General features: G+C 46.0%; 7 protein-coding genes. 4 read left to right on the top strand and 3 right to left on the bottom strand.

The features are described from left to right. Positions 1–116: 116 nt before the first annotated feature. The 3 genes from DVO77_RS06875 (at position 117) to DVO77_RS06865 (ending at position 6,724) form a co-directional block, all read left to right on the top strand. On the top strand, positions 117–647 hold the full coding sequence (locus DVO77_RS06875; protein ID WP_119977819.1) for an outer membrane beta-barrel protein: 531 nt from the start codon (positions 117–119) through the stop codon (positions 645–647). A 273-nt stretch (positions 648–920) separates the two neighbouring features. Next, complete coding sequence (locus DVO77_RS06870; RefSeq protein ID WP_119977818.1) at positions 921–3,353, top strand: TonB-dependent receptor; 2,433 nt, start codon at positions 921–923, stop codon at positions 3,351–3,353. Positions 3,354–3,889: 536 nt separating this feature from the next. Beyond that, positions 3,890–6,724 (top strand): TonB-dependent receptor domain-containing protein, encoded by a 2,835-nt coding sequence (locus DVO77_RS06865; RefSeq protein WP_119977817.1) that lies wholly within the window; start codon positions 3,890–3,892, stop codon positions 6,722–6,724. 82 nt (positions 6,725–6,806) lie between these two features. Here DVO77_RS06865 and DVO77_RS06860 read toward each other — a convergent pair whose 3' ends face one another. Beyond that, the gene (locus DVO77_RS06860; RefSeq protein ID WP_119977816.1) at positions 6,807–7,610 is read right to left on the bottom strand and encodes a molybdate ABC transporter substrate-binding protein; all 804 of its coding nucleotides are present in this window, start codon (positions 7,608–7,610) and stop codon (positions 6,807–6,809) included. A gap of 303 nt (positions 7,611–7,913) precedes the next feature. Beyond that, positions 7,914–8,165: a hypothetical protein gene (locus tag DVO77_RS06855; protein ID WP_110458578.1), complete on the bottom strand. Its 252-nt coding sequence runs from the start codon at positions 8,163–8,165 to the stop codon at positions 7,914–7,916. A gap of 124 nt (positions 8,166–8,289) precedes the next feature. Between DVO77_RS06855 and DVO77_RS06850 the strand changes: the two genes are divergently transcribed. Next, positions 8,290–10,590: a penicillin acylase family protein gene (locus DVO77_RS06850; protein ID WP_119977815.1), complete on the top strand. Its 2,301-nt coding sequence runs from the start codon at positions 8,290–8,292 to the stop codon at positions 10,588–10,590. A 118-nt stretch (positions 10,591–10,708) separates the two neighbouring features. On the opposite strand, the gene pfaD is transcribed toward DVO77_RS06850, so the two are convergent. Further along, positions 10,709–12,331 (bottom strand): eicosapentaenoate synthase subunit PfaD, encoded by a 1,623-nt coding sequence (gene pfaD, locus DVO77_RS06845; RefSeq protein WP_119977814.1) that lies wholly within the window; start codon positions 12,329–12,331, stop codon positions 10,709–10,711. Positions 12,332–12,363: the final 32 nt, after the last annotated feature.

The following is a 12,363-nucleotide window of genomic DNA, read 5'->3' as shown; positions in this document are numbered from 1 at the left end:
TATCAACAATCAAATTAGATAAAAAGTACCATTATTCATACATTAAAGACTTAATTAATCATTATTTTTAGGCTAGTATGTTGGGCAATTGTTAAATGTCTTTTTTTGGGGGAGTAATGAAGCGAACTCTGATACTTGCACTTACATTGGTGGGCGCTTTTACATCAAGCCCCGCTTCAGCGGTTGCTGATATTAAAGGCTACTATCTTGGCGGTATGGCGGGGCATTCACAGCTAAAGGCGGGTGAGTTTGATGAGTCAGCCCTGAGTTACGGTGTATATGGTGGCTACTATACGAGTAAAAACTTCGCGTTAGAAACGGCTTATATCATGACAGACAATTATGTTGATAATGGTGATGTTAAGGCTAATTACATCTCACTTGCAGCTAAGTTTCACCATTATTTTAATGATACCTATTCGATGTTTATTAAGGCGGGTATGGCTTCGACACAAATTGACGCCAACACTCAATATGATGGTATTGGTTGGTTATGGGGAGCGGGATTTAATATGGCTTTTAGCAACAAAGTCAATGTGAGAATTGCTTATGAAATGGTTTACACCGATTTGGATACCACAGGATTAGATGAAACCGTTGATAGCGATCTTGGTAATCTTTATCTCGGGGTGCATTACCAGTTCTAGTACTGAGTTGTCGCGATAGATTGCCATTACACCAAGGCTTAAAAAGTCGATTAGCTTAAAAATGCAGCCAACAGGCTGCATTTTTTATGTTTATGCTAAATCAAATCATGATCAATATGGTGTTAAAACGGTATTTACAAAGTAAAAAATTATAATAAAAGCCTATTAAAACAGATACAAAGGTTTTCATTTGTATTGATTGATGTTGCCTGTATTGCAATCTTATTGATAATTATTATCATTTGCAGACTATTTATGGGGAATAACAATACAATGAAACATATGCGCTTTTCAGCAGTCGCGCTTGCTTGCATCTTATCTTTACAGGTGTCGGCAGAACAGGTTCAACAAGTTAAAGGCGGCTTATCGCCCGAGGTTGAACGTATCACCGTTTATGGACGGCAAAATCAGGTGGTGATGAATTCTGGTTTGGCGACCAAGTCTGATATGTCCTTGATGGAAACGCCTGCGGCAGTGGTGATAGTCGATGAACAACTCATTACCACTCAAGGCGCCACCGATCTTCAAGATTTACTGCGTAATATTAGCGGGGTTACTCAGGCGGGTAATAATTACGGTATTGGTGACAATATCGTGATCCGTGGACTCGGAGCAAACTACACCTATGATGGTATGTATGGCGGCGCTGGGCTAGGTAACACGTTTAACCCCACTCGATCGTTGACTAATGTCGAGTCAGTCGAAGTGCTAAAAGGCCCTGCAACGGGGCTTTACGGGATGGGAAGTGCTGGTGGCGTGATTAACTTGATTGAAAAGAAACCACAGTTTAATGCCGCGCATGAATTTACTGCAGAGGTTGGCCAGTGGAATACCCATTCGTTTGGGCTGGACTCCACCGCGGGTATCACCGACAAGTTGGCTTATCGCCTAGTAGCTAAATCGGCTCGCAGCGATGGTTATCGTGATATTGGCACTGATAGAGATGAAGTCTATGGTTCACTTAAATATCTGTTAGACGATAGTCAAGATATCATGTTGAGCACAGCTTATATTAAGGACGCAATCGCGGTAGATTCTATTGGTCATCCCATCCGTATATTTAATACGGCGTCAGTTAATGGTTTAGGCGCCGGTGACGTGACCTGGCAAGACCTCGTTAACGATCCCACCGCTGCAGGCTTGCAGCTGAGCGATGCTCAGCGACAGCAACTGGCTGACTCTTTGTCTGCGACTGATGGTTTAACCCCTTATGACTTTGGTAATGCCGGCATTATTTCGCCGATGGCGAAAGGCAACGAAGGTGAAGAGTTAAGATTTAAGCTCACTCACAACATATTTTTTGATGACAATCTCTTCTTGAATCAGCAGCTGCAGTACCGCGATTATCAATCAGGGTTTGCGCGTCAAACCGGCGCCTACAACTATGTTTATTGGAAGCGGAGCGGCGTTATCAATGCCGATCCTAGAGCGCCACTGGTTGTCGATGATATTCTTTATCCATTCGCCGCTCGCCGTCAGGAGTATCGCCAAGTTTCGGCGGATGAAACCTCATGGCAATACTTTGCCGATTTGCGTTACGATTTTGAGTTGGCAGGTATAGATAACGAGCTTTTAGTTAACGCCAATTATGAGGATCGAAACATTCGATTTAAGCAGTACTCGATTTATGATGCCGATCAGGTTAATAAAAATAAAGCAGGTGAGGTCATTTACCAAGGGAAATTGCCTTATATCTTTGATCTGCGTTCACCTAACTGGGCCGATGGCGAGTTTGCTGACTATGATCCGTTACTGACCAGTAATTATGATAAGAAGGTCAAGGCATGGGGCGTTGGCGTGCAACATGTTGGCTATTTTCCCTATGGGTTTACCACTCGAGTGGGTGTGGCTTTTAATGAGATAAAACAAAGCTATGAGCACTTTGGTGTTGACCCTAGGTATCGCGAAAGTTTAGCTGAGCCCAAGCCCGAGGCGGATACCTCAGATAATGGCATTACCTATAACTTAGGGGTAACGTATATGCCGACAGACAATATATCTGTGTTTATTAATCACTCTAAAGGACGCACTGCCTATAGCGTTTTAGGTGGTGTCACTGGTAATGAAAAAGACAGGCAAGACTCTGAGTCTGTAAGTAACGATCTGGGTCTTCGTGTGAAAGCGTTTGATGATCAATTATTAGCATCTCTGGTACTGTTTAAGAGTTCACGAACCAACTTGCCATATACTAATCCCGATTATGATGATACTTCGGGCCCTGATGTTTCGCGCTATTTTTATGATGGTTCAGAGGATACCTCTGGTGTCGAGTTAGATCTCAATGCGCATTTAAATGAGCAGTGGTCGGTCAATGTCAACGGGGTTTATCAAGATGCGCGTAATAAACAAGATCCCACCAAAAAAACCTATGACACTCGTCAAAAAGGGGTGCCTTATGTTACTGCCAGTGCTTGGGTCACTTACGGGGCTGAGTGGTTTAAATTATCGAGTCCACTCGATATTAGCTTTGGCGCAAAATATGTCGATGAGCGCAGTACGGATTCAACATCATTTGGTATACCCAAGGGTTATGTACCCAGTTATACGGTTGTCGATGCCGCGGTGAGTTACCATGCCGATAACTGGAGCGTTCAGCTCAACGTAGATAATCTATTTGATGAAGCCTATTACGATAAGGCCATGTTTCTTGGTGGAATGCCAGGAGCGGAGCGAAACGCTAAACTCAGTTTAAGTTATCGGTTGTAAGTAATCTTATCACTTATCAGTTAGCTCAAACGATAAAAAACGCAGCATTTTTTGCTGCGTTTTTTTATACCTTGTGTCTCTTGAGGTGTAATTTCCCTGATAGGCATTTGAACCGTGATATATATAGAAATTGTTATTAGTGATGGAATGGCTTCATCATATTGAGCCATTATGCTTGTTCACTTGTAGCGAGAAAATGTCAAAACCTTGGTCATCAAGCCAAATTTATCGCCCTTCCTGCATAATGTTCAGTACAGATAAGGCGATAAAAAGTGACTATAACGATAAGAAGGCCATTGAATGTAGCTTAATGGTCTGATGAATGGATTGTTATGACTTCGATATTTATCTCGATGTCTACCTATTGAAGTTGGTACCATCTGTTAATTTTGAGGTGGCACTGTTGACTATTTGTTTTCTTTGTGTAAATTTGCTTGTTAAATCAAAGTAAGATATTTGATTTTCGTTTAAAAAATATAAAGCTCAAAGCAAGAACACAAATATGAGCTCAATAAATATACCAAGGGAATGTTAACATGACATCAATAAGCTGTTTATCAAAAGCTGTCAGGGTTGCTTTGATTGCAACAACTGGGACAGCCCTAATGGTGAGTGCAAGCGCTTACGCCGAAGATACCGAAGAGCAACAAATCGAACGTATTGAGGTTACAGGTTCAAAAATCAAGCGTATCGGTGAATTATCACCTACTCCGGTTACTGTAATTACCGGTGCTGACATGATGAATATGGGTATCACAAACGTTGCTGATATTTTGAATAAACTTCCATCTTCGACTGTAGGTCTATCGCCTGAAACCACTAATAATACCATTTTTGCTAGTGGTCTAAACCAAACTAACCTTCGTGGTTTAGGAAGTGATCGCACATTAGTATTGGTTAATGGTCGTCGTTTTGTTGCTGGTGCAAATGGTAGCTCTGCGGTTGACTTAAATACTATTCCAACAGCTATGGTTGCTCGAATCGAAGTGATCACTGGTGGTGCATCTGCGGTTTATGGTTCAGATGCGATAGCGGGTGTAATTAACATTATTACTCGTGATGATGTGCAGGGTGTCGAGCTTGATGCTTCTTACACCCAACCTGAGCAAAGTGGTGGTGAAGAGTATCAGTTCTCGGTTACTGCTGGAGGAGATTTTTTCGACAGTAAATTATCGACGGTATTTAACTTTACCTATGCAGAGCAAACGGAAGTACGTCCTTCAGACAGAGATTTTTTAAGTAATCCCGTAGGAAGTATTTATAACCCAGATACATCAGAGGGCGCACCAACTCGTATTCCGTATATTGGTCGCAAACCACTTTCTTGGATCAATGAGGCTGGTACTTTCTTTTCTCCTAATGGTCAATATACTTTCGATGCCAATGGCAACATGAAAGAGTTTGATTATGGTGAAGGGCTTATCGAAGGTCCAGGCAATAACAGTAATTACTGTGGGCCTAGCTGTGAAGGATACGATCCAGTTAACTACGGATTTATTCGAACTCCTCTCGAACGAAATGTATTTACATTAAACAGTGACTATCAGATTAATGACAATCACAAAATATTTAATGAAATTACTTATGTAGATTATCAGTCTAATGGTGAGAGCTCTCCAGTTTTCCACACTAGAAACTTCATTGAATCAGATAATGCGTTTCTTCCAGATGAAACTCGTCAGTTAATGGCGGATACAGGTATGGATTATTTTAATCTGAATCGTATGGATACCGAGTTTGGTAATCGAACGTATAACCAAGATCGAGAGACCTTTAGGTTCTTAATTGGTGTTGAAGGTGCAATCAGTGACAATTGGGATTACTCAATTCACGCACAACGCGGCCAGCTAAAAGAGACAACGTTATGGGGTGGTGAGATCTGGGCAGATCGCTATGATCAAGCTAAAGATGCTGTGTTTGCTGCAGATGGTAGTATTGTTTGTCGTGATGCCGACGCAAGAGCCGCAGGCTGTGTACCGTTGAATCTACTTGGCGTAAACCAAGCGAGTCAAGAGGCGATCGATTGGGTTAGCACTAGTGCTGGTCAAACGGCGAAAACCACTCAAACAACCGCTGGTTTAGTGATTAATGGTGCACTATTTGAGTTGCCTGCAGGATACGTTAATGCGGCTTTTAGTGCTGATTATCGTAAAGAAGAATCTGAAACCAATCCCGACCAAGAGTTGATCGATGGTACCATTTTTGGTAATACTGCAACTCCAATGAAAGGTGAGTTCGATGTTACTGAATTTGCTGCTGAATTCAGTATCCCATTATTAGCTGATGTATTTATGGCCCACGATTTAGGGCTTGATTTAGCATATCGCTGGATGGACTACAGCACAGCAGGTTCTGATGATGCATGGAAAGTGGGCCTAAACTGGGCACCAATTGAAGATCTTCGCCTTCGCGCTACAAAGTCCAAATCTGTGCGTGCACCAAATATTGGTGAACTATTTGATCCAGGCGGACAAACATTTGAAAGCTTTACTGACGTTTGTGACAAAATTAACGTCGAATTAGGCTCCAATGATAACCGTAAGAAAAACTGTCAAGCGGTAGGTTTACCTGAAGGTTGGAATCCAACGGATTCTTGGTATCAAGGTGGTCGTCCAGGAACTAATGCGGGTAACCCTGACTTAAAGCCTGAGACTTCAAACGATTATACTATTGGTATGGTATATACACCGAGTTACCTAGAAGGTTTCTCGTTGACAGTGGATTATTGGGCATTTGAGATCAGCGATGCTATTAACTACATTGGTGTAGGTACGGCAGTTCGTTATTGTTATGATTCTGAGTCACTAGATAACGTTTATTGTGATCTATTTACTCGAGATGACACCACTGGTGATATTATCGATTTCGTGCAAGCTCCTGTTAACTCAGCTTCTTTCGATGTTAAAGGTGTAGATATTGAAGGTCAGTATGATATCCCAACTGACAGCTTTGGTGATTTTAGAGTCCATGTGATTGCCACTTATCTTGAAAAGTGGGAATACAATCCAACAGGATTTGACGCTGATCTGCAAGTTGATGTGGGTGAATACACAGATCCACGCTGGAAGGCGATGTTTAGCCTAGGTTGGCAATATGATGCGCTTAGTTTAGAAGCAAGATCCAACTACCGTCATTCAGCCGTTGCTAGTAATGATTGGCAGCCAGAAAACAACAACTATAACGATATTCCATCGCATACCGTTTGGGACTTTACGGGTTCGTATGATTTCAGCGATTCGCTATCTCTTCGCTTTGGTGTGAAGAATGCGTTTGATATTACACCGCCACGTAACCCTTATGTTTATGATGGTGCTGGTCTATATGACACCAATGGACGGGCATTCTTCTTAGGCGCCAACTATAAGCTATAAGCTAATAGATATCTGCTTTAGATAAATCACAATAGGGCACAGTATTCTGTGCCCTTTTTATTATCATTTTTTTAATTAGCCATCACGGCGCATCGAAGCCGTACTCAGCGAGAATGGCTTGACCTTGTGGCGCGATTATAAACTCGGCTAATTCATTGGCGTGAGGGTGAGCACCATTGAGTACCGTCAACCCATAGTTAGCGCCGACGCTGAGGTTATCGGGTAGGGCGATTATCTGCAGTGTATCCACCTGTTTTTTGGCCAAGACTGCGTTGGTGCAATAGGTCAAAAAAATATCAGCTTGGTTATTTTCCATCACCCAGCCATAGGGGTTGCGTCCATCAGGTGCTTTAGCACTGGTTGGGCCGCCGGTTAATTGCAAGGCTTTGCTGCTGAGTACTTTTTGGGCATTTGGTGACAGTTTTTCCGCTCGTTCGAATACCTTAAAAGCATAATCCCCAGCGGGATCGGCTTTGGGAGTCGAGGTGCCTAAGCGAATCGTGTCATTTAACATCTGCTGGAGTAAGGTGGTAGGCGTTACGGTGACCTCTGACTGGGCGAGGGCGCACAGCTTATTGCGGGCAAACATCACCACTTCCCCACTGAGGCCAGCGTTATGCAACGCGGTGGGGTGTTTCATGTTCGCAGATGCATACAGGTCGACTTTTTCTCCCTGCTCAATACGTTGACGTAGCAATCCAGAGGGCGCAAATTGTGCATCAATATTGCTAGCATTTTCACTTGCTTGTTGATATGCCCCGATGAGATCTGTCATGGCGGCTTTTAAACTTCCCGCGGCACGAAATTGCAGTGGGTTGTCATGTGCTACGGCGCTGGTGGTTAGTCCTAGAGTCAGTAAAGTACCGAATATCCATTGATGCTTCATTATTGTATTCCTATGCTTAAACAATTGTTGCTCAGTGTATGAAACCTGAGTCAGTGTGTACTCGCAACAGGGGGCATAGCTTAGGTGAAAGACTTGCAGTAGAGATCGCTAACTTAAGTGGCTAATACGACAAATTGTCGCAGCCCATCATGAGAGACTTGTTTGGTTGGCTATCACTACTCAGTGAGAGGGCATTAGTAGTGCCAACAGCTTGGCCACTGCATTGAGCTTAATACCTTACAAGGGGGGGATTAATCTCACAACTAGCCTAAATTGATCACGGCGATTACTTCATCACGGCCATTATTTCATCAGAGCCTTAGTGCCGATAATTTTAAATGCCGGAACGCCTCTGACCAAAGTTGGCCTTGCAAAGGCTTGCTGACACTGAGGGCAGATACCCGGTGCGAAGGTATAGTCTTCGCTTATCCGCTCTTTAAAACATTTGACCAGTGCGCCTTTGCCTCCCTTACGGTATTTATACAGTTTGCATTTGCACTGAGCACAGACAATATCGACTGTCCGACTGGGGCCTTTCTTATTGGGTTTAGCCATAATAATATTTTGCTCTCAACGGCTTAGAGCCTAATGTATACGCCATAAAATACAGGGGCATACTGTTAACATATGCGCAACTTGGTTATAGTGGTGGCCATTCAAACGAAGTTGGTATTACTTCATGATTAACATAATAAAAAAAAGTGTCATCTTGCTGTTATCGGCTGCTTTTTTGCTGCTGGTTGGCGCCTATATTAGTTTGCACTTGAGTCTACCTAAACTGACTGGCGAATTGAAGACAGCCAAGATCAGCAGTGTAACCTCCATTGAGCGAGATAAACTAGGCACTGCGGTCATTAGCGGCAAAAATCGCCAAGATGTGGCTTTTGCATTGGGGTTTGCCCACGGTCAAGACCGCTTCTTTCAAATGGATCTGCTGCGGCGTAATTCGGCGGGTGAGCTGAGTGAAATTTTTGGCCCCATAGCGGTTAACCTCGACAAACAGCGCCGTTTCCATCAACTGAGAAAACGTGCCAATAAGACCTTGACTCAGCTGCCTGTGGCGCAGCAACAGTTGCTCGGGCGTTATACCGATGGCGTCAATCAAGCGTTAGCCCAGCAGCGATTACGCTCATTCGAATATCTCCTGACACGCAGTCGTCCTGAGCCTTGGCAACCAAGTGATAGCTTGCTGGTCATTTACAGTATGTATCTGGATTTACAGAGTAATACCATAGCAAGAGATATCACGCTGACCCTGATAGAGCAGATGTTTGGCAAACCGATGCGGGCATTTATCACCCAAACCTCGAACTATCAGGCGGCATTAGATCACAGTTTATTCCCCTCCGATCCACCGCCGATACCCATGCTCGAAAGCAGCCTAATGGCACATCGCCGCGATAGCGTTATTGGCGAGATGGCTGAAGTTGGCAGTAACAACTGGGCGGTCACTGGCACCTTAACTGAGTCAGGGCATGCCATGCTCTCTGACGATATGCACCTGTCCTTTGCCGTGCCAATTATCTGGTATCGGGCGCAGCTCAATTATCCTGATGCAAACGGCCAAGCGGTACAAGTGACAGGGGTTTCCCTACCCGGGGCTCCCGCGATAGTGGTCGGCTCCAATGGTAAAGTGGCCTGGGGCTTTACTAATGCTTACATCGATACCGCCGATTGGGTCGCCATTACCGCCGATGAACCGTTAACCCAAGAACAAGAGCCCATCGCCTTGGCTGATGATGTTGTGGAGCATCAGGTGGTAAGCTCTCGCTTTGGACCAGTTAAAACCTATGCAGGTCAACCTTATGCGCTCTCTTGGGTGGCACACCAAGATTACGCCGTCAATATGGAGTTAATGGCACTTGAGACCGTCAGCGATGCCGAGGAGGGGATAGCCATTGCTCATGGTTTTGGCGTGCCGGTGCAAAATATGTTGATTGTCGATGCTCAAGGCAATGCGGCATGGCAAATAGCGGGCGCGGTGCCAGCAAGACCCAATCCAAGTGATGTGGCGCAAGAGCCTGAGCAGGTAAAACTGTCACTGTGGCAGCAAGGTGAAAGCCATTTACCGCAGGCATTCAATCCCGGCGGTGCTAGATTATGGAGTGCGAATGCGCGGGTGATGAGCACCAGCGATGCAAGGCGTTTTGGCGATGGAGGCTATGCCTTGGGCGCGCGCAGCGCACAAGTGCGTGATAGGTTGCAAGAGCAAGAGCAATTTAACGAATCCGATTTTTACCGTATTCAACTGGATAATCAGGCGCGCTTTTATCGACCTTGGCATGATCTCCTACTTAAGACGTTGATGTCTCAGCCGCAGCGTTTTGCCGAAGATATTCATCATCTGCAACAATGGGGCGAATGTGCTTGCAGCGAGTCGATAGGCTTTACCTTAGTGAAACAGTTTAGGAGCCAGCTTATCGATCGCAGCTTTGCGGCGATAGAGACACCACTGAACCAGCATCAATTAAGTCTGTCGGTGTTAAAGCGCTATCTGGAACCTGCCATGTGGCAGCTGTTACGCGAGCAGCCAGCAAGCTGGTTACCCAGTGAGTACGCTTCATGGCAGGAGTTTGTGATTGCTACCTATGTGCTGGCCACTCAGTCTCTGATGGCCCTGCACAGTGAGAGTCATAATTATGAAGACTTGGCATGGGGTAAGGTGAATACCTTGCATATTCAGCATCCGTTTAGTAAGCAGATGCCGCTGTTGAGCCGTTGGCTAGATATGCCTAAGGTGGCAGGCTTTGGCGATACCTTTATGCCTGCGGTGCAGCGCCCTAATTTTGGTGCATCACAGCGCTTTATTGTGCAGCCTGGGCTTGAGTCGCACGCTATTTTAACCATACCCGGTGGGCAGTCGGGGCATCCGCTATCGCCTTATTACCGCGCCGGATTCGATGAGTATGCAGAGCAGGCCGCCACGCCGTTACTGCCTGGAGCGATTCAGGCGCGTTTAGTGCTGCAACCCGCAAACTAACCAAAAGATAGAGTGATAAATAGTCAACAACCAGCCTAAACTGGTTGTTGACTATCTATCGAACGCATGGCTTGAACCCTAATAGCTAGAGTTTGAAGCTAGAGTTTGAACTTAGCGATTAGACCATGCGCTCAACGGGTTTCCAGCGCAGTAGTTCACTAGGCAGTTTTACGCCTTGGGCGGTGATGCTGTTGATGCGATTGAGGTAAGCCGCGCCGTACATCAAGTGTTTCGCCAAATCCACCGCGTTACGGTTTTGGTAGTCATCTAAATAACTGCCTTTGGCCCACTGGTTAAAGGCGCCAAGTGCAGGGCCTGCCCAAATTTGGTAATCCATCTCACGGCCCACTTCGCCTGAGTTTGACCAGCGGCTCGACAGTCCCAAATACCAGCGGAAAATCAGTGCCATCTTACGTTTTGGGTTACCTTCGGCGCGTTCAATCTGCTTAGGATCGCGCTCATTAAAGTGGGCGACGGTGCCCGCCCAAATATCATCGAGGCTTGAGCGAAACACCTGCTTCTCAAGCTTTTCACGCTCATCGGCGGGGATGGACTCAATGGCGTCATAACGGCTGTAGATCTCATACAGCTTGTTTGCGCGCATCGGAAATAGGGTGCCACGTTTAACCACCTGCAGCTTAACGCCCATCTCAAACATATCGGCGGCAGGCGCCATGGTGACATCGGCCATTTCTGTGGTCGCCAGCAGCTTACGGGTATGCTCGCTGGCGCCCGCTTCGATGCAGGCTTGGTTGATTGAGCCTGTCACGATATAAGCGGCGCCCATGTTGAAGGTCGCCAATGCCGCATCAGGGGTGCCCACACCACCGCCACAACCCACGCGAAGTGGTGTTGGGTATTGGTACTTGGCTTGGATCTCCTCTTTTAGCGCGAGAATGGTGGGGAGCAGCGTAACCAAAGGACGGTTATCGGTATGGCCGCCAGAATCGGCTTCGGCGGTGATATCGTCAGCCATGGGGATCTGCTGGGCCATCTCCATCTGATCGACACTGATCAAACCCTCATCAAGGAGTTTTTGTAGCATCTTCACGGGAGCAGGCATCATGAACTTTTCAGCCACTTCGGTGCGGCTCACTTTGGCGATCACCTTGTTGCCGATAACTATGTTGCCATGGGCGTCACGACTCAGACCCGCTGCGCGGTAGTAAACAATTTGCGGTGTGAGGCCTAAGAAAGCCGATGCTTCAACGGTGCGTACCTTATGCTTAAGAAACAGCTCGACGCTGCCACGCTCTAGGGCGGGTTCGCTTGGGCTATGAATAAGGTTAAACATGTAAGGGCCATTGGGCAGCGCGGCTTGAATGCGGTTAATGGCGGCCTCAACGCGGCTAGGGATGAGGCCCGCTGCGCCAAATGAGCACAGAATGCCCGCTTTACCTAATGCGATAACCAGCTCTTCTGAGGAGATGCCGTTCGCCATCGCGCCAGCATAATAGGCATACTTTACCCCGTGAACGCGGCGGAAATTGCTGTCGCCAAGGCTTTCGGTACCCAGTGCTGGGGTGAAAGCGCTCACTGGATGGCCTTGAGTGTTGTTAGTCGTCATTAGGCTGGCTTGTGTCGCGATGCCCACGCCTTTGTCGCTGTCATTGATGACATAACAGGCGCGGCTGAAATCTTTCAGCTTTGCGGCCATGGCGGCAGTGTCAAAACTGATGTCGGTATCACTGACCTGCCAAGGCCATGGCGATAATTTGTCGCTGGTTGTGGTGGGATTCATTTAAATAAGACCCTTATCATTTTTTATGCTTT

The organism is Shewanella algidipiscicola, assembly GCF_003605125.1.
Lineage (GTDB): Bacteria > Pseudomonadota > Gammaproteobacteria > Enterobacterales > Shewanellaceae > Shewanella > Shewanella algidipiscicola.
The sequence above is the reverse complement of the archived record's forward strand: the minus strand, read 5'-3'. Positions and strand labels throughout refer to the sequence as shown.

Excerpts from the sequence above, each read along its gene's own strand:
- DVO77_RS06875 (WP_119977819.1), top strand. The coding sequence starts at position 117 with ATGAAGCGAACTCTGATACTTGCACTTACATTGGTGGGCGCTTTTACA.
- DVO77_RS06870 (WP_119977818.1), top strand. The coding sequence starts at position 921 with ATGAAACATATGCGCTTTTCAGCAGTCGCGCTTGCTTGCATCTTATCT.
- DVO77_RS06865 (WP_119977817.1), top strand. The coding sequence starts at position 3,890 with ATGACATCAATAAGCTGTTTATCAAAAGCTGTCAGGGTTGCTTTGATT.
- DVO77_RS06860 (WP_119977816.1), bottom strand. The coding sequence starts at position 7,610 with ATGAAGCATCAATGGATATTCGGTACTTTACTGACTCTAGGACTAACC.
- DVO77_RS06855 (WP_110458578.1), bottom strand. The coding sequence starts at position 8,165 with ATGGCTAAACCCAATAAGAAAGGCCCCAGTCGGACAGTCGATATTGTC.
- DVO77_RS06850 (WP_119977815.1), top strand. The coding sequence starts at position 8,290 with ATGATTAACATAATAAAAAAAAGTGTCATCTTGCTGTTATCGGCTGCT.
- pfaD (WP_119977814.1), bottom strand. The coding sequence starts at position 12,331 with ATGAATCCCACCACAACCAGCGACAAATTATCGCCATGGCCTTGGCAG.